Genomic DNA, 25,633 nt, shown 5'->3' with positions numbered 1-25,633 from the left:
CATGAACCCGGTCAGCGCGGCCCAGTGCTGCGCTGACCTTTTTGTATATCGAGTACAGCACGCATCCAGGGGGGAGACAGGATGAGCGAGACAGAAGTCAAAAGCGCCGAGGATATGGTCGCCGAGGCCGACACAGGCGCGCGACAGGCCGGACCATTTGCCACGAAACTTGTCTTTGCGCTGTGCATCGCGTGGTCCCTGTTCCAACTTTACATCGCATCCAAACTTCCGGGCGTAGTCGCCCAGGCAACCGGGGTCGGCATATTTGCCAATATCGTGGCCCAGGCCCGCTATGTTCACCTGGCCTTTGCTCTGGTTCTGGCCACGCTTGCCTTTCCGATTTTCGGGCACCGCAACCGTATCCCGATCTATGACTGGATCCTGGTAATCCTCGGCGCATCGGCCTGTCTCTATCTTGTCGTGTTCCGGTTCGAAATCGCGGATCGCCCCGGACTTTGGACAACAACCGACATCGTCATGTCCGGCATCGGCATGGCCACCCTGATGATCGCGGTGTTCCGTTCGCTGGGCCTGCCGCTGGTGATCATCGGCTCGCTGTTCCTCGCCCTGGCGTTCTTCGGCGGCTATTCCGAGTGGATTGGCAGCATCACCAACTATGGCGGTGCATCGTTCAGCAAGGCCATGGGCCACTACTGGATGCAGACCGAAGGCGTCTTTGGCGTCGCCCTGGGCGTGTCCACCACGATGATCTTCCTCTTCGTCCTCTTTGGCGCGCTGCTGGAAAAGGCCGGCGGCGGCAACTGGTTTATCAAGGTCGCCATCGCCCTGCTTGGCGCCCTGCGCGGCGGTCCGGCCAAGGCGTCGGTCCTGTCATCGATGATGACCGGGATGATCTCGGGCTCATCCATCGCCAACACCGTTACCACCGGCACGTTCACCATCCCGCTGATGAAACGCATCGGCTTCTCACCGGAAAAGGCCGGTGCGGTCGAGGTGGCCTCGTCCACCAATGGTCAGCTGACACCGCCCGTCATGGGGGCCGCGGCCTTCCTGATGGTGGAATATGTCAACATTCCCTATATCGAGGTGGTCAAACACGCCTTCCTTCCGGCGGTGATTTCCTACATCGCACTGCTTTACATCGTGCACCTGGAAAGCCTGAAAATGGGGCTTCAGGGCCTCAAGAAGCCCGGCCGCCACATCGGCGTGGTGATGATCCTGTTCCTGATGATCTCGGGCTTCCTGGGCATGGCGGCAATCACCTTCATCGTCATCGCGATCCGCGCCATGTTGGAACCGATGATGCCCGGAGCGACCGTCTATCCCGCACTGGTGATGCTGGGGGCGGCCTATATCGGGCTGCTCTACGTGGCGTCCCGGTTCCCGGACATCGAGGTCGACGACCCCAATGCCAAGGCGGTGACGGCCCCACGCCTGACCCCGACCTTCCTGGGCGGTGCCTATTTCGCCCTGCCGATCTTTGTCCTGGTCTGGAACCTGATGGTGCGGACCGAGCACCTTGACCGTCTGTCACCGGCGCTGTCCGCATTCTGGGCCACCATCGCGATGATCATCGTCGCGCTGACGCACCACCCGATCAAGGCCGCCTTCCGTGGCGAAAGCGAAGTGGCGAACCAGATGAAGGCGGGCTTCCGCGAGTTTGTTGCAGGTCTTGAAGGCGGCGCCCGCAACATGATCGGCATCGGTGTCGCAACTGGTGCCGCCGGCATCATCGTTGGTACCATTTCTCTGACTGGGGCGCATCAAATCATCGGACAAGTGATCGAGGTGATCTCGGGCGGCAACCTGATCATCCTGCTTCTGCTGGTGGCGGTTCTGTCGCTGATCCTGGGCATGGGCCTGCCGACCACGGCGAACTACATCGTCGTGTCCTCGCTGATGGCACCGGTGATCGTAACGGTGGGGGCGCAATCGGGGCTGATCGTACCGTTGATCGCAGTGCACATGTTCGTGTTCTATTTCGGCATCCTGGCGGATGACACGCCCCCCGTGGGGCTTGCCGCCTATGCTGCGGCGGCGATTTCACGCGGCGACCCAATCAAGACCGGCCTTGTCGGGTTCAGCTATGACATCCGCACCGCGCTGTTGCCATTCATGTTCATCTTCAACACCGATCTGTTGCTGATCAATGTCGGCCCAGCCAAGGCGGTTCTCGTGTTCTTTGTCTCGCTGATCGCAATGCTGGTGTTCGCGGCTGTGACGCAGGGCTATTTCATCGCCAAATCCCGCAGATGGGAAAGCGCTGTGTTGATGGTGGTCGTGTTCATGCTGTTCCGGCCTGATTTCTTCCTCGATCAATGGCAGGACAAATACACCGAAGTCACCGGCCCTGCCGCGCTGACGGCGGTGGAAGAGCTGCCCACCGGCGGCAGCGCGCGCCTGACGATTTCGGCACCCGATTTCGATACCGGAATTGTTGGATCGACCACCGTTGTCCTCTCACCCGAGGCCGAAGGAAGCGGGATCGAGCGGCTGAGCGCTGCCGGATTGGGCGTGACCGAAACCAACGGCATCCTGGCGTTGGAAGAACCCTTCCCCGGCACGCCTTACTTCGAAAAGCTGGCCAATGATTACGATTTCTACGGTGATGAACCGGCCCAGATCGTTTCGGTGGCCATCGAAAATGAGCGAATGGCGAAGGAAGTCTTCTTCATCCCCGCCCTCGTGATTCTTTTGCTGATCGTTCTCTTGCAGCGTCGGCGTGCAACGCAACCTCCGTTCTGAGGAGACCTGAGATGTTCAAGAAAATCCTGATCCCCGTCGATGTGATGGATGAAGAGGACACCCAAAAGCTGCTCACCACCGCCAAGGCGTTGACCGAAAACTGGGAGTGCGATCGCCACGTGGTAACGGTTACCCCGAACATGGGCATGGCAATCGTCGGGTCGTACTTTGACGCCAATTTCGAGGCCGAAAGCCGTAAAGCGGCCGCTGAACAGCTTTCGGCGGCGATCGTACAGTCAGGCCTGGACGCCACGCAACATGTGCTGACCGGGACGGTGTATGATCGGGTGATCGAATTGGCCGCATCCCTTAAGGCCGACCTGATCCTTATCAGCGCCCAGCAACCGGACCTGCGTGATTACCTCCTTGGTTCGAACGCGGCTCGCATCGTACGCCATTCGAAACAGTCGGTGCTTGTCTTGCGAGGATAGCTCCGGTGTTGGGTTCCTTGATCGGCTTCTAAGTTACACTCGGCAAGGGTACGCGTGGTTAACTGTGATTGCTTCAATGGTTGTCAGGGGGGTGACTACGGGCTTCCGCCACAAGGCAGCTGATGCCGGTCAAGGTCAGGCTGTGCAAGAAGTCTTCCAGGTCTTTCATTTCTTCGACACTCAGCTCCAGCGGACGGGTACGCAGGTCCTGATCCGGGTGGTTTTCTCCACCGCGATTGTAGAACTCGATCACGTCCGCCAGCGTCGTCAAACCACCGTCATCCACAAATGGCCGGGTCACTGCCACATTGCGCAGTGAGGGTGTCCGAAACCTCCAGTGGTCGTCGGGGTTTTCCGTCACTTCGTAGCGTCCAAGATCAGCCTCATGTTTCTGTCCCGCCGCGGCAATCTGGGAAAACACGATTTCGTGGGACGCCCCCGGCGCCGCCAGAACCTGCATCGTCGACGGCGGTGTTTGTCGCAACGTCTCACGCTGCCAGCCATAGCCGGTGTCGTGAATTTCCATTTCGGTGAACAGCGCAGCAGAATCGCCAACCGAATGGCATCCGACGCAGTCTGCCCTACCGCCAAATAGCTCAAAGCCGTGTTTTTTGCGCTGGGCTCAGCGCGTCCTGATTGCCGCCATGATCCTCCCCAACTGAAGTGATCCAGCCCTATAGTTCGGAAACAGAGGATTTGGAACTCACCCCGTTTCTGGCCCGGCCTTCATGCGACCATTCGGGTTTCGTTCAGTTGGGCGGCAAATTCTCTCGGCATCAAGCTTCTGAGCGAAGAATGCAATCCGGGATCTTATGTCAGACCGGATTCGATCCGGTCAAACAGCCACAGCACCGCCTGATCACCATCAGTCCTGCGGTGGCGATAAAGAAACGTTTCCAGCGGCGGCACGACAACGGGTAGTGTCTTGCAGACAAGCTGTTGGGTCATGGCCCATTTGCTGGGCACGGTCATCAGGTAATCGGTGGCATGCAACAGCGACACCGCCGAAACATAGTTTTGAAGCCGAAGCGCAATCGCGCGGCGGCGCCCTTCTCGTCTCAGAACCGCATCAATCGCGGCCCCGCCGTCGCGCCGCCCGGACACATGGATATGGGCGAAATTCAGGTAGTCGTCCAACGTCAGCGAGACCTGCGCCAGCGGGTGGTCGGGCCGCATCGCACAGACGAAGGAATCGACAGAATACGGCACGCGGACAAGGCCACTTGCCTCCGGTAGGGCGATATCGACGGCGATATCAATCGCCCCCGCGGACAGTGCCGGAAGGATATTTTTTCGTTCCACGCGGAAGCTACGAAAGGACAGGTTCGGAACGACGCGGCCTTGCGTTCCAAGGAACGCGAACACCGTCACATCCAGCAGATCGATCACCGACAGGCGGAACACCCGCTTTGACCGGGTCGCGTCAAACCGCGAGGTTGCCTGGGCCGAGATCGTTAACAGCCGCAACGCCTCGCCGACACTGTCGCGGATGCTCTCCGCATAAGCCGTTGGACGCATGCCGGTCTGGGTTTTGACAAACAGCGGATCATCCAGCGCCTTGCGCAATCGCGCCAGCGCGTTGCTGACGGTTGGTTGCGTCAGCGACAGGCTTTCGGCCGCGCGGGTCAGGTTGCGCTCGGTGTATATCCTGTCGAAAACCACGAACAGGTTCAGGTCAAGTTGTGTCAATCTTTCTATCATTTTCAGCATCAATATAAGACATTCCAACTATCAAGTTCATAAATGATATTGTGCCTGCTAGCAAAGGGATGTTGCTTGATCTCGGCGCACCACGCGATGCCTCACTTCCGACCGCGACGCCGACGGCCTCAGATACCGAAAGGACACCGACATGCATTTCGCCTATTCCCAACGCTGCGAAGAAATGCGGCACAAGGTTCAATCCTTCATGGACGACCACATCCTGCCACGTATCGGCCAGCATAATCAGGAAATCCACGATGGTGCTTTCCCGGTATCCTTCATGGAGGACCTCAAGGCTCTGGCGCGCGAAGAGGGGCTGTGGAACATGTTCCTGCCGGCGCTGCGCGACGATGAACCGGGTCAGGCGCTGAGCAATCTTGACTATGCGCCGCTGGCCGAGATCATGGGCCGCGTGCCGTGGTCGTCCGAAGTGTTCAACTGCAACGCGCCCGATACCGGCAACATGGAACTGCTGCACATGTTCGCCACGCCCGCGCAACGGGAACAGTGGTTGAACCCGCTGTTGAATGGCGAAATTCGATCGGCCTTTGCGATGACCGAACCCGATGTCGCCTCGTCGGATGCCACCAACATCACCACCTTGATCCGCCGTGATGGCGATGATTACGTGATCAACGGGCGCAAGTGGTTCATCACCAACGCGTGCCACCCAAATTGCAAGGTCTTCATCCTGATGGGCAAAACCGATCCGGACGGCCCGAAGCACAAACAGCAAAGCATGGTGATCGTGCCCCGCGACACCGCTGGCGTCGAGATCGTGCGCAACCCCACGGTTTTGAACCACCACGCGCCCGAAGGCCACGCCGAGATCGTGTTCCGCGACGTGCGGGTGCCGGTCGAAAACCTACTGGGCGAGGAAGGTTCCGGCTTTGCTCTGGCCCAGGCACGGCTGGGACCGGGCCGCGTCCACCATTGCATGCGCTCGATCGGGGCGGCAGAACTGGCGCTCGAGCTGATGATCGAGCGGGTGAAAGAACGCAAGACCTTCGGCAAGTTCCTGTCCGAACAGGGCGTCATCCGCGAATGGATTGCCAAGTCGCGACTCGAGATCGAACAGGCACGCTTGCTGGTTCTGAAAACAGCCTGGATGATCGACGAGGTGGGCGCCCAGGCGGCGCGCAAGGAAATCTCGATGATCAAGGTCGTGGCGCCCCAGCTCCACACCCGGATCACCGACCGCGCAATGCAGGCTTTTGGCGCCATGGGGTTGACCCCTGATACCCCGCTGGCTGACCATTATACTTGGGGCCGCGCCCTGCGTTTTGCCGATGGCCCGGACGAAGTGCACCTGCAATCCATCGCCAAGCTGGAAATCCGCGGGCACCAGGCCGCAACATCGCTGAATCACCTGACACCGCCAGCGCGTTAACGCGCTCTCAGTTTCAACTTCGGCATCGGTTGGGATGGCTGGACCGGCTCAAACCCGGCAGCGTGCCAACCGAACCGGTCATCGCGAGAAGCTGATCACATCACGCTCGGTCACAAGCATATCCAGCGGTTGATCGGTGGACTCCAACGGCAGGTCTTCCGCCTCCTGCGCCCCGTAAGCAAAGCCAATCGCCAGAGTCGGGCGTCGGTCGCGCAACCGCTCAAGCGTGCGGTCATAAAAGCCGCCGCCATAACCCAACCGCCCGCCTGCGCGATCAAATGCCACCAACGGCACGATCACTATTTCGGGATCGAAGAAATCATCCACTTCCGGCACTTTCGCCCCGAACGGCCCGTTGCGCAGGGCGCATCCCGGCTCCCAGCGGGAAAACTCAAGCGGCTGACCTTCGCCCCGGATCACCGGTACCCCTACCGGCCCATGCGCGGCGGCTTCCTCCATTGCCGCCAGCGGGCTGATCTCGGTGCGGATCGGCATATACCCTGCAAGCGGCACACCGCGATACCCGGCCAGAACCTCGCTCAGCACGCCTGCGCGCCCTGGACCATGCGTCTCGTGCGCCGCCTTGCGTCGAGCAAAAGCAGCCTTGCGCGCCGCTTGTTTTACTTCCGTCAAACCCATGCCGCCACCGTAGGCCGGGTTTCAACCCGGCACCTTTCCAAACTCACAGCAACATAACCGCCGCCAACCCTAGGAAGGCAAAAAAGCCAACAACATCCGTCACCGTCGTGACAAACGCCCCCGACGCCAACGCCGGGTCGACCCCCAGCTTCTCCAGCGCCACCGGGATGACCGTGCCCGCCAACCCGGCCACCACCAGGTTCACCACCATGGCGATGCCGATCACCACCCCCAACATGGGCGAGCCGAACCAGATCACGCCAACGATCCCCATCACCACGGCGAAAATGACCCCGTTGACCAGCCCCACCAGCACTTCGCGTCGGATCACCCGCCAGACGTTCGATCCGGTAAGGTCCTTGGTGGCAATCGCGCGCACCGCCACGGTTAGGCTTTGCGTCCCCGCATTGCCGCCCATCGAGGCCACGATCGGCATCAGCACGGCCAGAGCCACAAACCCTGCGATCACGTCCTCGAACATCGCGATCACCAGCGAGGCCAGCACCGCCGTCACAAGGTTCACCGCCAACCATGGAATGCGCTGCCTTGTGGTGTCGATCACCCGGTCGGTCAGACTGCCTTCGCCCACACCAGCCAGGCGCAGGATGTCCTCTTCGTGCTCTTCGTCCAGAACCACCATCGCGTCATCAATGGTGATCACCCCGACAAGGCGTTCGTTCTCATCCACCACCGGGGCGGAAATCAGGTGATACTGGTTGAACGCATAGGCCACGTCTTCCTCGTCCTGATCGACGGGGATCGGCTGAAAACTGTCCTCGGTAATGTCGTGCAGCGGTTTTTCCCGTGCGCTTGCCATCAATTTGCCCAGGGTCGCGTACCCGGTGGGCCGGTGTTTCGGATCGACAAGGATCACGTGATAGAACTGTTCCGGCAGGCTCTCAGTGCCACGCAGGAAATCAATTGCCTGGCCGACGTTCCAATGCTCGGGCGCGCTGACCACCTCGCGCTGCATCAAACGGCCGGCAGAATCCTCTGGATAGGACAGCGCCTGTTCGACAACCACCCGGTCGGCGTCGTCCAGAACCTCGAGAATCGCTTCCTGCTGCGGCTCTTCCATGTCCTCGACCAGGTCGACAACATCGTCGCTTTCCAGTTCGCGCACGGCTTCGGCCAGAACCTCAGGCCGCAATGCCTCGATCACGTCTTCCCGGATCGACTCGTCCAGTTCCGACAGGATGTCCCCGTCGAACTCGACCCCGTACAGTTCGATCAGCCGACGCCGATCAAACTCGTTGATCTGCTCCAGAAGGTCGGCAATATCAGCCGGGTGCATCGGCTCCATAAGCCCGACCAACCGGTCGCGGTCGCCCACATCCACAGCATAGAGAACCGCCGCCACGTCGCGCCGGTTCAACTCGTAAACCTCGTCTTCAGAAGAAGTTTCGGGGGCGGTCTGATCGTCTGGCAGCAGGTCGTGATCGCTCATGCCGAGTCCCCCTTGATTGGTCTGCGCGACCATACGAGAGATGCAGCCGGAAAAACAATGGGCCGCAGGGGAAAATCCCGTAGGTGCGCCTAACAGCCGCCTTTAGATGTGCCCAGAACCATGACCCAGATATTGCCCGCCTGCCGGATCACACCGATCTCGCGCGCCTTGCGCAGCAGCATGTTCTTACGGTGCCCCTTGGACGTGGTCCAGGATTGCATCACCGCCTGAGGACTGCGCTGCCCCTTGGCGATATTCTCGGCAATCAGGCAAAACTTGTAACCCTGCCGTTTGGCCCGTTTGCCCACGCTCGACCCGTCAGAACCCGTGTGAGAAAAGATCCCCTTTTTCGCCATGTCACGCCCATGCACTTCGGCCACGGCCTCCAGCACCGGCGACACCGCCAACGGCCCCAGCCCGTTTTGCGCCCGGAACTGGTTGGTCAGTGTCACGACTTCACGTACCGGCTCGGCCCCCGCCGCGCCTGCCACAAAGATCAAACCCGCAATCAATGCTCTCATTAAATACTCTCCGCCAATCTCGCAGCCAGTTTGTTTTGCCGCGCGATCACGCCCGGCAGATCAACCGTCACCACGCGCCCATCCTGCACCACGCGCCGCCCTTCGACCAGCAAATCCCGCACCCGGGTCGGCCCCGCCAGGAGTATCGCCGCCGGGTCCCAGCTACCTGCACTCTCAATCCCGTTCACATCCCAAATTGCAACATCCGCCCGCTTGCCAACCGCGACCTGCCCACAATCGGGCCGGTTCAGCACCTCGGCCCCCCCGCGCGTGGCAATCTCCAAAGCTTCGCGCGCACTCATTGCGTCGGCCCCGTTGGCCACCCGCTGAAGAAGCATGGCTTGCCGTGCCTCGGCAACCAGGTTACCCGCGTCATTGCTGGCCGATCCGTCCACGCCCAGCCCTACCGGTACACCCGCATCGCGCATTTCGCGCAACGGCGCGATGCCGCTGCCCAGACGGCAATTCGAACACGGGCAATGCGCCACCCCGGTCCCGGATCGGGCAAACAGATCGATCTCCTTGCCATCAAGTTTCACGCAATGGGCATGCCACACGTCCTCACCGGTCCAACCCAGATCTTCGGCATATTGGCCCGGGCGACAGCCAAACATCTCTTTGCTGTATGTGATGTCCTCGTCATTCTCGGCCAGATGGGTGTGCAGCATCACGCCCTTGTCCCGCGCCAATACCGCCGCGTCGCGCATCAGCTCGCGACTGACCGAAAACGGCGAACAGGGCGCAACGCCGACCCGCACCATCGACCCGTCGCTGACATCGTGATGTGTATCGATCACTCGGATGCAATCCTCCAAGATTGCCGCCTCTTTCTCGACCAGCGAATCCGGCGGCAGTCCGCCATCACTTTCGCCGATGCTCATTGCCCCGCGCGTCGGGTGAAACCGCAGCCCAACCTCGCGCGCTGCCGCAATCGTATCGTCCAGTCGTGCCCCGTTCGGAAAAAGATACAGATGATCCGAACTGGTGGTGCAACCAGACAGCGCCAGCTCTGCCAGCCCCACCTGGGCCGAGACGAACATCTCTTCCGGTCCCATCCGTGCCCAGATCGGGTAAAGCGTCTGCAACCAGCCAAAGAGCAACGCATCCTGCCCACCCGGCACAGCCCGGGTCATGCTTTGATACAAATGGTGGTGCGTGTTCACCAATCCCGGTGTCACCACACAGCCCCCGGCCTCGATAACCTCGCCGGTGGTCGCCATGTCATGCCCCACACCGGCAATCACTCCGTCGCGGATCAGTATGTCTGCCCCGCGCAATTCCTCGCGAGTATCGTTCATGGTCAGGATGTGATCGGCATTGCGGATCAGGGTCTCGGGCATCTCAGCTCTCCAAAAGCTGCTATACCCCCCTCATCTCAGGATCGCCTGTGCGGTGGAAAAGGGGCTCAAGACCCGCACATAGGATCCAGTATCCCCAAGCCCCGCACTCAATCAAGTGGCATGGTCTTTAAAATTGCCAGCGCCGCCGCGTGCTGCTCGGGTCCCGCCGCCGCAACGGCGCGGCCCCCTTCATGTACCGGTCCGCCGCGCCAGTCGGTCACGATCCCACCCGCCGCCTCGATCACCGCAATCGGCGCCTGGATGTCATAGTTCGACAGCCCCGCCTCGATCACCAGGTCGATCTGTCCTGCCGCCAGCAAGGCATAGGCGTAACAATCCATACCATAACGCGTCAGTCGCACCGCCTGCGACACTGCCTCGAAGGCGCGTCTTTCCGGCCCGGTTCCGACTTCGGGAAAGGTCGAAAACAGGAAGGATTGGTCCAAGGGTCTCCCTGCCCGCGTCCGCAACGTCCTCTCACCCTGTGGCCCGGTCATTCGCGCTTCGCCGAATCCGCCCCAGAACCGCTCACCGATATAAGGCTGGTCGATCATGCCGAATTTTGGCCCCTGATCATCAGACAGGGCAATCAGCACACCCCAAGTTGGCGTTCCCGCCAGGAAGGCACGGGTTCCATCGATCGGGTCCAGCACCCAGGTCAGCCCACTGCTGCCCGGCTGTTCACCGTATTCCTCACCGATAATCCCGTCGCCCGGGCGCTGCTCGGCCAACACGTCGCGCATTGCCGCCTCGGCAGCGCGATCGCCTTCGGTGACGGGGTCGAACCCTCCGTCGAACACCTTGTCGCCCTTGTCTTCCGCCGCCAGCCCTTCGGCCCGGAAAAACGGCAAAACCGCCCGGCGGGCCGCATCGGCCATCGCATGGGCGGTTTTGGAAATGTCGTCGCTATCGAGCCCGGTCATGCGCCGTTCCTCCGCTGGTCCCCATTCGCAGAGGTATCCCGGCGCGCAGCCAGTCTCAAGCCCGTGTCAAAACCTGCCTCGGGTTCCCCCTCAGGCGACGTCCGACAGGACCCTGGCCAGATCGAACAGGCGCCGACGCTGGTTTTCCGGGATGGCATAATAGGACCGCACCAGATCAAGGGCTTCCTTATCGCCCATCAGGTCGGCGGGAACCGCGTCACCCTGGGCCGCCTCGGGCGCTGTATCCAGCCCTTCGAAGAAAAAGCTGACCGGCACGTCGAGTGCTTCGGAAATATCCCAAAGCCGCGATGCGCTAACCCGGTTTGCACCGGTTTCGTATTTCTGAATCTGCTGGAACTTGATACCGACCTGCTCGGCCAGCTGCTGCTGCGTCATGCCCACCAGCCAGCGGCGGTGGCGAATGCGTTTTCCAACATGAACATCTACGGGATGTGCCATAGAAAGACTCCTTGTAACCTTTGTTCTTTATCAAGCACTAAACTGCTCGCTTCCCCTGCAAGCCGTCTGTGCTTGTCGTCGCTGCCATGCTTCTGAGTGTAACAAAGGCTTGGTTAAATCTAGCATTTCAACACGTGATGCTGAAGTGAAATTACACTTAAAAGGCGATTTAATCACCCGACGAGTCAATCAATGCGGGCTCAACCCTCGGTAAAACAAGGAAAATCGTCTCTCTCGGGCACTTTCGGCTTTGACCTGCAAAAAAATCTGCGGCTATCAAAGACCTCCACATATATGGATTTTTCATGCTCACTTACACTGTTCCCGCTGCCGGAGAGGCGCCAAAACTGACACAACTTGAACAACCCGACCCTAGGGAAGGTGAGGTTCTCGTGCGAATCGCCGCCTGCGGATTGAACTTTGCAGACCTCTTGATGATCGCCGGAAAATACCAAGACACACCCAAGGCCCCTTTCACTTTGGGCATGGAAGTGGCCGGCACGGTCGAAGCGCTTGGCCCCGGAGTCGATGGTCCGCCGGTGGGGAGCCCCGTGGCGGTTTTCGGCGGGCAGGGTGGCCTTGCGGAATTTGGCCGTTTTCCCGCCGACCGGGTAATTCCTCTCGCCGCGGGCATCGATCCGGCCCAAGCGGCGGCGTTGCAGATCGCCTATGGCACCAGCCACGTAGCACTGGATCACAAGGCGCGGCTGCAACCTGGCGAAACCCTGCTGGTACTGGGTGCCGCCGGAGGCGTCGGCCTGACCGCGGTCGAAGTCGGCAAGCTGATGGGCGCTCGGGTCATCGCCTGTGCCCGAGGCCGGGAAAAGCTTGAAATCGCGGAGAAAGCGGGGGCCGATCATCTGATCGACGCAAAAACCCAGGACATCCGTGAAACGGTCAAGGCGCTGGGCGGGGCCGATGTTGTCTATGATCCAGTGGGCGGAGATCAGTTCACCGCTGCCTTCCGCGCCTGCAACCCCGAGGCCCGCATCCTGGTGATCGGTTTCGCCTCGGGTGACGTGCCGCCGATCCCGGCCAATCACCTGATGGTCAAAAACATCGACGTGTTGGGGTTCTACTGGGGCGGGTACCTGAAATTTCGCCCCAACGTCATCACCGACAGCCTTGCAACCCTGTTTGGCTGGCTGGCCGAGGGCCGGATCAAACCGCATATCAGCCACAAGCTGCCGCTGAGCCAAGTCGAAGAGGGCCTGGCCCTGCTACGAGAGCGCAAGTCCACCGGCAAGGTGGTGATTACGCCGACTTGACCAGGGCCGGTCCCGCTGCCTGCGCCCCGCCATAGCCCTGCCGGATCAGGTCCGACAGCTGGCGCATGACCTCGTCGCGGTTCATTGCGCCATATAAATTGATCTGCTGCACTCCCAGATCGGGTAGCGCCCCGCCCGGTGCGATCGCCTCCAGGTGCGGTGGAATACTGTCCTCCAACAGTGCCCCCACCGCCAGATCGGCACTAACCAACGCCTCGACCGCCCGGTCCTCGTCTGATTCCACAGCCATTTCCCACGCGATCCCCATCTCGTCCAGCTTGCGCGTCACGATGGGCCGGAAAATGCAGAATTTGCAAAATGCCAGCCGAAGCGGCCGCTTGCGCCATTCCTGCCCGTCATGCGCCCCGACCCAGCGCAGCGGCATCTCGGTCAGAGTTTCCCCCCCCGGTCCGGCGCTTTCCTCGGTGGTCAGAATGAGATCGATACTGCCCTTGCTCAGCCGTTCCAGCAAGCTCACCGTGCTGGACGAAATCAGTTGCACCTTCACCCGCGGATAGGCGGTGTTGAATGCTTTCAGCACCCGCGGGATCACCGGATAGACCACGTCATGCGGCACACCCAGGATGATCTCACCCTCGTAAAGGTCTTCGGTCAGACGTTCGACCACCTCGTCATTCATCGCCACCATGCGGCGGGCATAGGTCAGAAGCTGGTCGCCGCTTGATGTGAGGGCGATCTTGCGCCCGGTCCTGTCCAACAGGTCAATCCCCAACAACTCTTCCAGACGTTTGAGCTGCATCGAAACCGCCGATTGCGTCAGGTTCAGCATCCCCGCCGCCCGTGTCACGCCGCCATGATCGGCCACAGCCACAAACGACCTCAACGTCGTCAGATCCAGATTTCGCATATCCAACTCTCTCCCTGTCCCGCCACATCATCACGATAATTGATGTTAGGCACATCAAACATTCATTTTCAACATACAATGGCCAACGGTATATATCAACATATCAAATGAATCGAGGCTAACTCATCAAGATTGGAGAAGACGATGTCCAGAACTCATGCAATGTCCCGCGACGCAATCCGGCTGAACCGGCCTGTTCTCCTTGCAGCACGGTTTTCGACCCTTCTGTCGCTGCGCCGCCAGCGCTCCCGCCTGGCGCGGCTTGATGCAAAAGCGCTGGCCGATATCGGCCTCACCCGCGACGAGGCCATGACCGAAGCCAAACGTCCGATCTGGGACGTTCCGGCCACTTGGCGCTATTGAACGGCACTCAAAACTCAGTTTCCGGCCATATCCTCCCGGTTGTCCTTGAAAAAGACAGAAACATACCCGATATTTTCATCGAAGACCCCGGCGCACCCCGCGCCGGGGACCAAATGATGTAACTTCGGAGGAATTCGATGGCAGAGTTCGACACGGTCCGCGCCGGTATTGGTGCCCGCGCGTCCGAGATTGATGCCGGGCTTCGCGCCCACATGAACAAGGTCTACGGCACCATGTCCGTAGGCATGCTGATCACCGCCTTGGCCGCTTGGGCCATTGCCGGTCTGGCAACCACAACCGATCCGGCAAATGCGGTCGGCCAAATGGCCAATGGCACAATGCTGACCTCGTTCGGTGCGGCAATCTATACCTCGGCCCTGCGCTGGGTGGTGATGCTGGCACCTCTGGGCATGATCTTTGCCTTTGGCGCCGTGACCAACCGCCTGTCGGCAGGCGGCGCACAGCTGTTCTTCTGGGTCTTTGCCGCGCTGATCGGCGTCTCGCTCAGCTCCATCTTCATCTTCTACACGACCTTCTCGATCGTGCAGACCTTCCTGGTGACGGCCATCGCATTCGCCGGCCTGTCGCTCTGGGGCTACACCACCAAGAAGGACATCTCGGGTTGGGGCAGCTTCCTGATCATGGGCGTCATTGGCCTTCTGGTGGCGATGATCATCAACTGGTTCCTGCAAAGCCCGGCGATGATGTACGCGATCTCGATGATCGGTGTTCTGATCTTTGCCGGTCTCACCGCCTATGACACCCAGAACATCAAGAACAACTACCTGGCCCATGCCCACCACGGTGACCAGGAGTGGCTTGACAAGTCCGCCATCCATGGCGCGCTGAACCTCTATCTCGACTTCCTGAACATGTTCCAGTTCCTGCTCATGTTCCTCGGAAGCCAGGAATAGAGGACACAAAAAATCCAATACGAAAGGGCCGGTCACAACGACCGGCCCTTTTTTGTTGTCCCGCCTGCGAAATCTCTACCGGGGAATGCCAGTTTCGAAACTCGCCTTTTTGGTGTATACTGCCAGCATTACAATACCCTTTTGACACCAGACATTAAACAGGAGGATACCCCATGCCCGGGCTTCACGTCCTTATTGAAATCGAAGACGACAACGCCGGTGCGCTCGAAGCGTTTTCCGAAGCCACCAAGTCCAGCGCCGAGGCCGAACGGCAAGCGTCGCGCATTCTCGCCGACATCGGCGGCGAGGGAATTGAATTCGAGGAAGGCTTCACACCGGTGCCAATGTTTTCCGCCCCGGAGGCGCCCTTGCCGGAAGGTTTTGCGCTGGAAATGAGCCCAGGAGAAGCCAAAAGACGCCCCACAGGCCAGACCGTGGTGCTCCCGGCAGAGGTCAGCAGATCCCGCCTTGATGACTTGCAGTCCCGTGACGGGGTCAAGGTCTGGCCGAATTCCGCGCTTACCCTGTACGGTCACGATGCAGCGATCGACGATGCGCGCTCGGATGGCGGGGTTGATTGTCGCCCGTTCCGCGACCCGGTCGAGATTGACACGATCCGCGCTATGCTGGCGGTGGATGCGTTGTGGGACGACGGCTTTCGCGGCCAGAACATCGTCGTCGGCATTCTCGACGAAGGTGTCAGCGGACAGCACTACCCGGTAATCGGCGGGTTTGCCCGCCCGGAAGCCGGGCTTCAGCCCGGATCCGCCGCCGTGACCAGCCATGGGTCGATGTGCGCCGCCGACGTTCTGGTCGCCGCCCCTGCGGCGCGACTCTATGATTACCCTTTCCTGGGCATCCCGCGGTCCGGTGGTGCGATCCAGATGTTCCAGGCCGTGCTCGATCAATGGAACACCGATGGGACCCCACAGATCACCAATAATTCCTACGGGTTCGTGGGCATCCCCGATCCGGCGCAATTCCCCGATCACGAGGTCAACAACATCAACCACCCGGTGCATCGCAAGGTGCGTGAAGTCGTGACCGCCGGGGTCGCCTGTTTCTTTGCCGCCGGTAATTGCGGCGAAAACTGCCCGTCCGGCAATTGCCATCCCTCCGGCATCGGCCCGGGCCTGTCGATCCATGCCTCCAACAGCCTCGAAGAGGTCATCACGGTCGCAGCCGTCAATTCGCGTCACGAACGGGTCGGCTATTCCAGCCAGGGCCCCGGCAGGTTCGAACAGGTCAAACCCGATGTTGCAAGCTATACCCATTTCCTGGGGAATTACGGACCGGGCCGTCCAGCCGGCACCGCGGTCAGTGCGTTCGACAGCGGCACGTCAGCGGCCACGCCGGTCGCCGCAGGTGTCGCCGCCGCATTGCTTTCGGCGATCCCAACGTCAACCCCGCTGCAGATCAAGGATGCACTGATCAGCTCGGCGATTGACATTGGCAGTACCGTCGGCTGGGATCCGAACCATGGACATGGCGTGATCAACGCCGCCGCGGCGCTGGCCGCTCTCGAACGTTCTGGCGCCCTAGTCGGCTAACCGAAAACCAGCGCCCAACACAGGAAAGGGTCGACGACACTGTGCAATGGCTGATCACCTTCGGGCCTGACATCTGCTTTGCCGACCTTTCGGCCATGCTGGCGGCGTGCGACGTCGCGCCGCCAGCCGAGGCCCATTTGATCCCTTTTGACGACGGCTCCGCCACGGTCGAGATCACCGCAACAGAGGAACAGGCCGCCTGCCTGAAAGGGCAGACTGGCCTGCAGATTTTTCCGTCGTCTGAAATGTCACCTTATTGATCGGCTGCCCCGTCACGACAGCCGCTTGCGCATCTCGACCGCTGGAAAATACAGCCCCGGCTCCAGCCGTATGTCGATTTCCGCCTCCCCCTCGAACCCGAGGCTGCGATAGAATGGTATTGCCGTCAGGGTGCTGAGACAACTCAACAGCCCGATCCCGACTTCACGCGCCTGCTCCATGGCCGATAGCATCAGCTCCCGCGCCACACCCGTGCGCAAGCTGCCCGGGTCACAGGCCACGTGCCGCACGTGGCCTACCCTGTGCACTTCCCCGCCATAAGGATTCACCCGGCTCCACCCGCCAGCCGCCACGATTCGCCCGTCCCGCAGTGCGACCATGTAACCGGGCGAGCCCAGCAATTCGGGCCGTGGCCGCGTCAGGATCGGCAAGGCTCTCTGCAATAGGGTATCGCAATAATCCCCGCTCAGAAGCTGAGCGTAGGACCGGGTCAATACCTGCCCCACGGCGTGGGCATCGCGGGCACGGGCGGGTCTGATCTGCAGCTCTGGCATGGTGTGAACCTTTCTTCAGGGGTTTCCGCCCCCGATCCGTTCACGCCTGTTTGCCAAAGAAAAAGCCGCGTCCCGGACCGGGGCGCGGCTTTGTCGTTTGTCTCAAGGGGCGATCTTACTTGATCTTGCCTTCCTTGTACTCGACGTGCTTCCGCGCCACGGGGTCGTATTTGCGTACGACCATCTTTTCGGTCATGGTGCGTGCGTTTTTCTTGGTCACGTAGAAATGGCCTGTGCCCGCGGACGAGTTCAGGCGGATCTTGATGGTGGTCGGCTTGGCCATGTCACTTCTCCTGCAGCAGGCGGATTACGCCCGCGAAATTCTCATAGAAGCCTGCCTTTTAAGGATTGCGCCCCTCGAGTCAACCGGCATTCGTGCAATTGCAGTAAAAACAGGCGTCCCGCCGCCACTAGACCACGATCCGGCCCAGCGCCTCGGCCAGCATGTCCCAGACCTTGCGCACCCGCGGCGTATGGCGAAGCCCCTCATGGGCGGCCAACCACACCGGCAGCGATGGAATCGGAAAGCCCAGGTCGATCTCCAGCATCTCCGGATCGGCGCGCGCGACCATCGACTGCCCGAAGCCGATACCACAGCCCGCCCGCACCAGCTCCCAATAAACTGTCTGGTCGTCGCAGCGTACCGGGAAATCCTCACGACTCACGTCGACCCCGGCCTGCCGCATTCCCCGCACGATCAGTTCGCTGCGGTCATATCCGACAATGTCATGCCCGGCCAAATCACCTGTCCCGTCCGGCAAGCCGCGGTGATCAGCATAAGCTTTCGAGGCAAACAGCCCCAGTTTGATCTCACCCAGATACCGCGCCACCACCTCCAGCTGCTCGGGCCGGTACATCCGCACCGCGATATCCGCCTCGCGATAAAGCAGGTTCTCTGTCACATCCGTCGGCACCAGTTCCACCGCAACCTCGGGCAGCTCGATCCGCATCCGCGCGATCACCGGTGGCAACACATGGTGACACACCATTTCGCTCGCCGTGATCCTGACCGTGCCCTGCAGGTCCCCTTCTTGGCCCGCAGCAAACATTGCGATCTCGCGCATCGCCTCACGCATCGCCCGCGCAGGAGTCAGCAATGCCTCCCCCGCCTCGGTCAGCTCGAATCCCCGCGGGTGCCGCCGGAACAGGGCAAACCCCAAACGTTCTTCGATCGCCTTGATCTGCCGCCCCAGCGTCGGCTGGCTGCTGCCAATCTGCCGTGCCGCCGCGCTCAGCGAGCCGGTTTCAGCCACCGCCAGATAGGCTTGTACCAGCGACCAGTCGAGTTTTCCGATATCAAAATCCATTCATTATTGAATAGCAGAAAGCAAAATTCAGGCAATTCTCATTCGCATCCGGATTTCCGATACTCGAGGTAGAAATTCGAAACACGAAGCCCCACAGGAGGCAAACATGACCAAAACAGCTCTTATCCTCGGCGGTTCCGGCCGGTTCGGACGCCATATGACCCTGGCCCTCGACGCTGCTGGCTGGACCACACATCAATTCGATCGCAAATCCGACAATCTCACCACCGCGGCGCAAGGCGTGAATGTGATCGTCAACGGTTGGAACCCGTCTTACGAACACTGGCAGGTTCAGGTCCCCAAACTGACGCAACAGGTGATCGACGCTGCACAAGCCTCGGGCGCCAGTGTGATCCTGCCCGGCAATGTCTACAATTTCGGCGCCGATGCGCCCGAACTTCTGACCCCCGAAACACCGCAAGCGGCGCAGAACCCGCTTGGCCGCATCCGTATCGCCATGGAGCAGGCCTATCGCGCCTCGGGCGTCCCCATAATCATTCTGCGCGCCGGAGATTTCATCGACACCCAACCCACTGGCATCTGGTTTGACCGGGTGCTGACTGCGAAACTGCACAAGGGGGTGTTCACCTATATGGGTCGCTGGGATGCGCCCCATGCCTGGGCCTATCTGCCCGACCTGGCCCGCGCAGGTGTCATGCTGCTGGAGCAACGCGACCGGCTTGACACCTTCACCGATGTCACCTTTCCGGGCTATACCCTGACCGGTCACGACATGGCCCAGGCCTTTGAACGGGTACTGAATCGCCCGCTTGTACAGGCCAACTTCAACTGGACTCTGTTCCACCTGCTGAGGCCGTTCTGGCGGCTGATGCGCCACGTGTTCGAAATGCGTTACCTGTGGAGCAAACCACACCGCCTGGATGGCGCGCGATTGAACACATTGCTGCCCGGGTTTACCCCCACCCCGCTTGAAGAAGCCCTGCGCAGCGCCTTACCAGCCAACGTCAACCCAAACCAGCCGGTGGCGGCTGGCACGGGCGGCAAGATCATGGCCTGACTGTCCGGGCGCGGGCCAATAAACCCCCGCGCCCAGAACCTCCAGATCGGAGGAGGGCAGCACGTAATCCACTCGCAGGTTCCCCGGCCCACCCTCGCCCTCTCCCGGCCAGTCCACCGTGTCCAGCCCCGGCGAACCCTCATGCTCGGGGTCGGCTGCGGCCTCACCCCCCGCGCTCCCGGGGCGTGGATCCTGCAGCCGCTTGTCACCCAGCAACCCCTGTATCGCCGATTTCATCCCCTCCCCGTCCATCGGGTCCAGGTTGGCGTCGCCCAAAATCGCAAACGGCCGGTTCACGCCCCCCTCGAAACGCCCGTCCAGCAAATGCCGCCACAGCATGATCTCATCGTGGTTGCGCTTGCCATTGCGATCCTCGGGTCCGTCAAACACCGGTGGCGTGGCGTGAAACACCATCAGGCTCAGCGCCCGCCGCCCCACATCCGCCTCGATCACCCAATGCCCGACCGAAGACAGGCGCTGCACCGCCCGCGCATCTGCGGACGGAAAGGGCTGGCCGTTCTTCACCGGCAACTGCGCCCAATCCTGTTCACCCCAGACTAGCCCGCTCAAGTCGCGCAGGCCCTTCAACGGATAGCGCGACAGCACCGCCATACCACCTTCCCCGGCGAACCGGCCCCAGCCATGGGCATCGCCCGGTCCACCCAACCGCCCGTCACCATCCAGGTCCAATCCACTGGCCCAACCGCGATTGGGCCGCGCGGCATGACGATAGGGCAACTCGTGCCCCTTGGCCGCCACGCGTGCGGCAAAGGCCTCGATGGTCATCAGATGAAGGTCGTAGTCAATGCCGTTGAGCAACAGGACATCAGGCGCCACGCGCGCTATCACTTCCGCCGCCGCCTCGGCCTGCGCATCGCCGCGCGCAATGTCCCGCAACAGCAACCCCGGCCCCTTGCGGGACAGTTCGACATTATAAGTGGCGAGTCTAAGCGTCTCGGCCCCCGCGACCCCAACCCATGGGACCGCGATCAACAGGCCAGAAAACAAGGCCGTGATCAGGCGTGTTGCAGGTTTTCGTCCTTGGCCTTGGCATAGGCGCGCATCCGCTTCTCCTCGATGAGGTCGGCAACGCGGCTCATTGCTATGCCGCGCATGATCATGCTTGCCGGCAGGAAGGCCCATGCGCTCATCGTCCAGATCAAGGTCTGCGGATTGTCCATCGACACCGGATCAATCAAGTCCGACGCCGCCTTCATCACCGCCGGGATCAAGAATGGCAGCAAAATCCCTAACACAATGTTAAGGCCCGCATCACGCTTGAGCCGCGCCAGCACATCGCCACCGGCGGTGGGGTCGAAAAGCGGCAGGTTGATCCACACATTGAACGCCCCGCGCCGCGTCGGCCAGCCGAGAAGCCGCACCATGGTCACGAAGATAAAAAGCGACAAAAGTGACATCATGTAGGACACGCCCGCCGCCATCCTGACCGAAACTACGACCGACGGCTCGCTGTCTTCCGGCAACATCAGCACGACAAGGCGCACCGGCGAATAGGGAAAATCGATCGCATTACCCAGAAGCAGGCCAAAGCTGGTGGCCAATTCGGACACGTTTGTCGGCTCCGTCTTGCCGGCACAGATCAGTGACAACACTGCCACCGTCGCGAACAGCGCAACAAATCTCAGACGATTGAATGGCGGGGCAAAGCGGAATTCTATGAACGAAGGGTATTCGCTGTAGTATTCAACGAAAACCATGAGGAAGGCGATGATCGCGACCAGAACGACGATCTGGGCGGTATCGGCGGTGACATCGGGCAGCATCAAGGACGGCATTGCGATCAGCAAAGCCATCAGCGCCGCGCGCACAAACGCACTTGTCAATTGGGATACCACTGCCCCATTCCCTTCAAACTGGCCAGCTCCGGTACTTTGCCGGGCCTTTTTTCCAACTTGATGCCGCGAGGTGTCACGGCCTGCCTCATTCTTGCCCAATTTTTGCCTTCTTTCGCTTTCCGGCTCAAGTCATGGTTAACAAGACTTCAGTTTTCCGACCTTTTGAGGGAGCGAGTGGTGCGGGAATGCATCAATTTTGGTGCAAAAAAAAGGCGAAGTCTCAAGGACCTACAAGATATAGTGGATGTAGCGCATGAGGTCGCAACGCAATTCCAAATCTGACGCACACCAGCGTCACACTGGTTAATGAGGCAAAACAACAAAGGCCGCCGAGTCCCCGGCGGCCTTATTTGGTAGATTATGACGGGCTCAGACCCAGGGGCGGCTGTTGGCCATCCCGGACTCGAACGCGTCGATCGAAGCGGCTTTCTCCAACGTCTGACCGATGTCATCCAGCCCATTCAGCAGGCAATGTTTGCGGTGCGGATCAACATCAAAGCTGATCTCGCCGCCATCCGGCCCGGTGATGGTCTGGCTTTCAAGGTCCACGGTGATCACCGCATTGGCCCCGCGCGATGCATCATCCATCAGCTTATCGACGTCTTCCTGCGGCAGCACGATCGGCAGGATGCCGTTCTTGAAGCAGTTGTTGAAGAAGATGTCGGCAAAGCTGGTCGAGATCACACAGCTGATACCGAAATCCTTGATCGCCCACGGCGCGTGCTCACGCGACGAGCCACAGCCGAAATTGTCGCCCGCCACCAGGATCTGCGCCTCGCGATAAGCCGGCTGGTTCAGCACGAAATCTGGCTTTTCGCTGCCGTCCCGCTCGAACCGCATCTCGTCAAACAGGTTCGCGCCCAGACCCGACCGCTTGATTGTTTTCAGGAACACCTTGGGGATGATCATGTCGGTGTCGATATTCACCAGCGGCATCGGCGCCGCGATCCCGGTGAGTTTTTCGAATTTGTCCATTTTCTTTTCCTTTCCCGGGTTACATCAAGTCACGCACATCGGTCAGATGGCCGGTCACGGCCGCCGCGGCTGCCATTGCCGGGCTGACAAGATGGGTGCGCCCGCGATATCCTTGGCGACCCTCGAAGTTGCGGTTGCTGGTCGAGGCACAGCGTTCCTCTTCGGCCAACTGATCCGGGTTCATCGCCAGGCACATCGAGCACCCCGCCATGCGCCACTCGAACCCGGCTTCCTTGAAGATGTCGGCAAGGCCCTCTTCCTCGGCCTGCGCCTTCACCAGGCCCGACCCGGGCACGACCATGGCGCGGATGCCGTCCTTGATCTTCTTGCCCTTCAGGATTTCGGCAGCTGCGCGCAGGTCCTCGATCCGGCCATTGGTGCAGGAGCCGATAAAGACGGTGTCGATTTCGATATCGGTCAGTTTCTGACCGGCCTCCAGCCCCATGTATTCGATGGCACGCTTGGCCGCTTCGACTTTGCCGCCTTCGAAATCCTCGGGGTGGGGCACGGTGGCGGTGATCGGCAGAACGTCCTCGGGGCTGGTGCCCCAGGTCACGACCGGCTGAATGTCTTCGCCCTTCAGCGTGACCACCAGATCGAACTCGGCACCTTCATCGGTATAGAGCGTCTTCCACCACTCCATCGCCTGTTCCCACTGCCCTGCCTTGGGCGCATGCGGACGACCCTTGATGTATTCAAAGGTCTTCTCGTCCGGCGCAATCAGGCCAGCGCGCGCACCGCCTTCGATCGCCATGTTGCAGACCGTCATGCGGCCCTCCATCGACAGGTCGCGGATCGCTTCGCCGCAATACTCGATGACATAGCCGGTGCCGCCCGCGGTGCCGGTGGCGCCGATCACGGCGAGGGTGATGTCCTTGGCCGTCACGCCGGGCTTCAGCTTGCCGGTGATCTCGACCTTCATGTTCTTTGATTTCTTCTGGATCAGCGTCTGGGTCGCCAGAACATGTTCCACTTCCGATGTCCCAATCCCGTGGGCCAACGCGCCAAACGCACCGTGCGTGGCTGTATGCGAGTCACCGCACACAACGGTCATGCCCGGCAGGGTCCAACCCTGTTCGGGCCCGACAATATGCACGATCCCCTGGCGCACGTCGCTTACCGGGTAATAGTGAATACCGAAATCCTTGGCATTCTTGTCCAGAGCTTCCACCTGAATACGGCTTTCCTCGGTCATCTGCGCCGGGTCTTCGCGGCCTGCCGTGGTGGGCACGTTGTGGTCCGGCACGGCGATGGTCTTGTCCGGGGCCCGCACAGAGCGGCCTGCCATGCGCAGCCCCTCAAAGGCCTGCGGGCTGGTGACTTCGTGCACCAGGTGACGGTCGATATAGAGAAGGCAGGTGCCATCTTCGGCCTCGTGGGCCACATGGGCATCCCAGATCTTGTCATAGAGTGTTTTGGGGGACATCGGTCCTCTCCCGTTTTGTTCATGAAGTCAGTCGTGAAATGGATATGGGCCGCCTTATAGGCGTGCCAGAACCGAGCGCGCCTCACCGTAGAAGCGTTCATTCAACCGCGCGCGGTCATCCATGTCGAAAAATCGAGTCATGGTGGGGAGATACTATCAAGGCCTCTGTCAAACAAGGGCCGAGACGCGCAAAGCCAACGCATCTGCAGACTGGGTCACTATCGTTCGGCCCGTAAAAACGATGCCAAGCGACAATGCCAGATGCCAATCTCTATTCCATTACCTGCTTTCTTGCCCGCTGCTGAACCCTTGTCCAAACGGCCGGGCCATGCCACGGTATCTCTCAGATGAGCACCGATCCGACAGAAACCACACTGGAACAGGCCGGCACGGCCACCGCCGAGGCCGAAGCCGAACAGGCACAAGCACCGGACGTTCAGGAGGTGGCATTTTCGCTGGCTGAACGGGCCCAGGATTTCTTTGAAAGCCTGCTGCGTCCCTGGGTCGCTTACCAGTTTCTCATCGCCTTCGGCCTCGTTATTATTTCTTGGCTTTTGGCCCGGGTGGTCCGGCCCCGTATACGCGACTGGATGCGCTCGCGCGAGAACTGGCCGCGCTGGCGTTATCGCTACCTGTTGCTGTTGGAACGGCGGTTGGCGCTGATTTTCTTTATTGCGCTGATCTGGCCGACGATCTGGATCATGCTGGAAACCATGCGCTGGCGCTCGCGCGTTTATGTGCTCGAAGTGATCGGCAACCTCGCCATGGCCTGGCTGCTGATCGCGATCATCTCACGGCTGATCTCTAATTCTTTCCTGCGCACCGTTGTCCGCTATGCCGGCTGGACCTGGGTGACACTGTCGATCCTCGGCCTGACGGACGAGGCCCGCACCCTGCTCGACAGCGCGGCGGTCGACCTTGGCAACCTGCATTTATCGCTCTGGGTTCTGGTCCAGGCGATCTTTACCCTCGGCGTTCTGTTTGCCCTGGCGCGGTTCCTGTCAAAAACCACCGCCACTGGCCTGCGAAAGAACGAGGATATCAGCCCCTCAATGCAGGTGCTGGCGCTCAAGTTCTTCCAGGTCCTGCTCTACGGTGCCGCCGTCTTCATCGGGTTGAAGGCCATAGGGGTCGACCTCACCGGACTTGCGGTGCTCTCAGGCGCCATTGGTGTCGGCCTCGGTTTCGGCCTGCAAAAAGTGGTGTCGAACCTGGTCTCCGGGGTGATCATCCTCTTGGACAAGTCGATCAAGCCTGGTGACGTGATCTCTTTGGGCGAAACCTTCGGCTGGATCGACACGCTGGGCGCGCGTTACACTTCAGTGGTGACACGGGATGGCAAGGAATTCCTGATCCCGAACGAAGACCTGATCACCGGCCAGGTGGTCAACTGGTCCCACACCAATGATTTCGTCCGCCTCGATATCTTCTTTGGCACTGCCTATGGCGACGACCCCCACAAGGTCCGCGCCATCGCTATCGAAGCGGCCAAAAGCGTCAGCCGGGTACTGACCCACAAGCCGCCTGTCTGTCACATTGTCAGTTTCGGCGACAGCTCTGTCGACTATATCCTGCGCTTCTGGATCACCGACCCGACCGGCGGGCTGACCAATATCCGAGGCAATGTCTACCTCGCGCTCTGGGACGCGTTCCAGGCAAATGACATCTCCATCCCCTTCCCCCAGCGCGAGGTCAAAATACTGGAGAAATCGGAAACCAAGTAACAACGCCACTCCGGCCGCAACCCAGCGGGTA

General features: G+C 60.5%; 26 protein-coding genes. 10 read left to right on the top strand and 16 right to left on the bottom strand.

Features of this window, described 5'->3' with window-relative positions:
- Nucleotides 1-81 precede the first annotated feature (81 nt).
- The gene (locus tag RXV86_RS19570) at nt 82-2,706 is read left to right on the top strand and encodes a TRAP transporter permease (protein WP_316302201.1); all 2,625 of its coding nucleotides are present in this window, start codon (nt 82-84) and stop codon (nt 2,704-2,706) included.
- Between the two features lie 11 nt (nt 2,707-2,717).
- On the top strand, nt 2,718-3,137 hold the full coding sequence (locus RXV86_RS19565) for a universal stress protein (RefSeq protein ID WP_316302198.1): 420 nt from the start codon (nt 2,718-2,720) through the stop codon (nt 3,135-3,137).
- 73 nt (nt 3,138-3,210) lie between these two features.
- Here the strand turns inward: RXV86_RS19565 and RXV86_RS19560 are convergent, their stop codons facing one another.
- Complete coding sequence (locus tag RXV86_RS19560; RefSeq protein WP_316302196.1) at nt 3,211-3,663, bottom strand: hypothetical protein; 453 nt, start codon at nt 3,661-3,663, stop codon at nt 3,211-3,213.
- A 284-nt stretch (nt 3,664-3,947) separates the two neighbouring features.
- A complete protein-coding gene (locus RXV86_RS19555) occupies nt 3,948-4,826 on the bottom strand; it encodes a LysR family transcriptional regulator (protein WP_316302194.1) in 879 nt (292 codons plus the stop codon).
- 163 nt (nt 4,827-4,989) lie between these two features.
- Between RXV86_RS19555 and RXV86_RS19550 the strand changes: the two genes are divergently transcribed.
- Complete coding sequence (locus RXV86_RS19550) at nt 4,990-6,231, top strand: acyl-CoA dehydrogenase family protein (protein WP_316302192.1); 1,242 nt, start codon at nt 4,990-4,992, stop codon at nt 6,229-6,231.
- 78 nt (nt 6,232-6,309) lie between these two features.
- On the opposite strand, the gene RXV86_RS19545 is transcribed toward RXV86_RS19550, so the two are convergent.
- The 6 genes from RXV86_RS19545 to RXV86_RS19520 all read right to left on the bottom strand — a co-directional run bounded on the left by RXV86_RS19545 (nt 6,310) and on the right by RXV86_RS19520 (nt 11,560).
- Complete coding sequence (locus RXV86_RS19545; protein WP_316302190.1) at nt 6,310-6,870, bottom strand: 5-formyltetrahydrofolate cyclo-ligase; 561 nt, start codon at nt 6,868-6,870, stop codon at nt 6,310-6,312.
- A 43-nt stretch (nt 6,871-6,913) separates the two neighbouring features.
- Nucleotides 6,914-8,317, bottom strand: coding sequence for a magnesium transporter (gene mgtE, locus RXV86_RS19540; protein ID WP_316302188.1), 1,404 nt, complete (start codon nt 8,315-8,317; stop codon nt 6,914-6,916).
- Nucleotides 8,318-8,406: 89 nt separating this feature from the next.
- A complete protein-coding gene (locus RXV86_RS19535) occupies nt 8,407-8,838 on the bottom strand; it encodes a CAP domain-containing protein (protein WP_316302186.1) in 432 nt (143 codons plus the stop codon).
- On the bottom strand, nt 8,838-10,178 hold the full coding sequence (locus tag RXV86_RS19530; RefSeq protein WP_316302183.1) for an 8-oxoguanine deaminase: 1,341 nt from the start codon (nt 10,176-10,178) through the stop codon (nt 8,838-8,840). Before RXV86_RS19530 ends, RXV86_RS19535 begins: the two co-directional genes overlap by 1 nt.
- 107 nt (nt 10,179-10,285) lie before the next feature.
- Nucleotides 10,286-11,101 (bottom strand): histidinol-phosphatase, encoded by an 816-nt coding sequence (gene hisN / locus RXV86_RS19525; RefSeq protein ID WP_316302181.1) that lies wholly within the window; start codon nt 11,099-11,101, stop codon nt 10,286-10,288.
- A 90-nt stretch (nt 11,102-11,191) separates the two neighbouring features.
- The gene (locus tag RXV86_RS19520; RefSeq protein ID WP_316302179.1) at nt 11,192-11,560 is read right to left on the bottom strand and encodes a helix-turn-helix transcriptional regulator; all 369 of its coding nucleotides are present in this window, start codon (nt 11,558-11,560) and stop codon (nt 11,192-11,194) included.
- A 305-nt stretch (nt 11,561-11,865) separates the two neighbouring features.
- On the opposite strand from RXV86_RS19520, the gene RXV86_RS19515 reads away from it, so the two are divergent.
- Nucleotides 11,866-12,828 (top strand): NADPH:quinone oxidoreductase family protein, encoded by a 963-nt coding sequence (locus tag RXV86_RS19515; RefSeq protein ID WP_316302178.1) that lies wholly within the window; start codon nt 11,866-11,868, stop codon nt 12,826-12,828.
- Here the strand turns inward: RXV86_RS19515 and RXV86_RS19510 are convergent.
- Complete coding sequence (locus tag RXV86_RS19510) at nt 12,815-13,696, bottom strand: LysR family transcriptional regulator (protein WP_316302177.1); 882 nt, start codon at nt 13,694-13,696, stop codon at nt 12,815-12,817. The genes RXV86_RS19515 and RXV86_RS19510 overlap by 14 nt on opposite strands.
- A gap of 144 nt (nt 13,697-13,840) precedes the next feature.
- Between RXV86_RS19510 and RXV86_RS19505 the strand changes: the two genes are divergently transcribed.
- The 4 genes from RXV86_RS19505 to RXV86_RS19490 all read left to right on the top strand — a co-directional run bounded on the left by RXV86_RS19505 (nt 13,841) and on the right by RXV86_RS19490 (nt 16,783).
- Entirely contained in the window at nt 13,841-14,059 is a 219-nt protein-coding gene (locus RXV86_RS19505) for a DUF1127 domain-containing protein (RefSeq protein ID WP_316302174.1), read from the top strand.
- Nucleotides 14,060-14,196: 137 nt separating this feature from the next.
- Complete coding sequence (locus RXV86_RS19500) at nt 14,197-14,973, top strand: Bax inhibitor-1/YccA family protein (protein WP_316302172.1); 777 nt, start codon at nt 14,197-14,199, stop codon at nt 14,971-14,973.
- A 173-nt stretch (nt 14,974-15,146) separates the two neighbouring features.
- Nucleotides 15,147-16,523, top strand: coding sequence for a S8 family serine peptidase (locus RXV86_RS19495; protein WP_316302170.1), 1,377 nt, complete (start codon nt 15,147-15,149; stop codon nt 16,521-16,523).
- A 41-nt stretch (nt 16,524-16,564) separates the two neighbouring features.
- Nucleotides 16,565-16,783 (top strand): hypothetical protein, encoded by a 219-nt coding sequence (locus tag RXV86_RS19490; protein WP_316302168.1) that lies wholly within the window; start codon nt 16,565-16,567, stop codon nt 16,781-16,783.
- A 12-nt stretch (nt 16,784-16,795) separates the two neighbouring features.
- Here the strand turns inward: RXV86_RS19490 and RXV86_RS19485 are convergent, their stop codons facing one another.
- The 3 genes from RXV86_RS19485 to RXV86_RS19475 form a co-directional block, all read right to left on the bottom strand.
- Entirely contained in the window at nt 16,796-17,296 is a 501-nt protein-coding gene (locus RXV86_RS19485; protein WP_316302167.1) for a GNAT family N-acetyltransferase, read from the bottom strand.
- 115 nt (nt 17,297-17,411) lie between these two features.
- On the bottom strand, nt 17,412-17,579 hold the full coding sequence (rpmG, locus tag RXV86_RS19480) for a 50S ribosomal protein L33 (protein ID WP_011454349.1): 168 nt from the start codon (nt 17,577-17,579) through the stop codon (nt 17,412-17,414).
- A gap of 127 nt (nt 17,580-17,706) precedes the next feature.
- Entirely contained in the window at nt 17,707-18,603 is an 897-nt protein-coding gene (locus RXV86_RS19475) for a LysR family transcriptional regulator (RefSeq protein ID WP_316302158.1), read from the bottom strand.
- Nucleotides 18,604-18,709: 106 nt separating this feature from the next.
- Here RXV86_RS19475 and RXV86_RS19470 point away from each other — a divergent pair, with 106 nt between their 5' ends.
- Complete coding sequence (locus tag RXV86_RS19470; protein WP_316302156.1) at nt 18,710-19,621, top strand: epimerase; 912 nt, start codon at nt 18,710-18,712, stop codon at nt 19,619-19,621.
- Here RXV86_RS19470 and RXV86_RS19465 read toward each other — a convergent pair.
- The 4 genes from RXV86_RS19465 to leuC form a co-directional block, all read right to left on the bottom strand.
- On the bottom strand, nt 19,556-20,614 hold the full coding sequence (locus RXV86_RS19465) for an endonuclease/exonuclease/phosphatase family protein (protein WP_316302154.1): 1,059 nt from the start codon (nt 20,612-20,614) through the stop codon (nt 19,556-19,558). The two genes, RXV86_RS19470 and RXV86_RS19465, sit on opposite strands and share 66 nt — an antisense overlap.
- A 23-nt stretch (nt 20,615-20,637) precedes the next feature.
- Entirely contained in the window at nt 20,638-21,435 is a 798-nt protein-coding gene (locus RXV86_RS19460) for a hypothetical protein (protein WP_316302152.1), read from the bottom strand.
- Between the two features lie 411 nt (nt 21,436-21,846).
- Nucleotides 21,847-22,452 (bottom strand): 3-isopropylmalate dehydratase small subunit, encoded by a 606-nt coding sequence (gene leuD, locus RXV86_RS19455; protein ID WP_316302150.1) that lies wholly within the window; start codon nt 22,450-22,452, stop codon nt 21,847-21,849.
- 19 nt (nt 22,453-22,471) lie between these two features.
- Nucleotides 22,472-23,878 (bottom strand): 3-isopropylmalate dehydratase large subunit, encoded by a 1,407-nt coding sequence (leuC, locus tag RXV86_RS19450; RefSeq protein ID WP_316302148.1) that lies wholly within the window; start codon nt 23,876-23,878, stop codon nt 22,472-22,474.
- Nucleotides 23,879-24,225: 347 nt separating this feature from the next.
- Here leuC and RXV86_RS19445 point away from each other — a divergent pair, with 347 nt between their 5' ends.
- On the top strand, nt 24,226-25,602 hold the full coding sequence (locus RXV86_RS19445) for a mechanosensitive ion channel domain-containing protein (protein ID WP_316302146.1): 1,377 nt from the start codon (nt 24,226-24,228) through the stop codon (nt 25,600-25,602).
- The last annotated feature ends 31 nt before the right edge of the window (nt 25,603-25,633 follow it).

Origin of the sequence: Aliisedimentitalea sp. MJ-SS2, from assembly GCF_032586155.1 — a bacterium.
Lineage (GTDB): Bacteria > Pseudomonadota > Alphaproteobacteria > Rhodobacterales > Rhodobacteraceae > JAWHTC01.
This window is presented reverse-complemented; position numbering and strand designations above follow the sequence as displayed.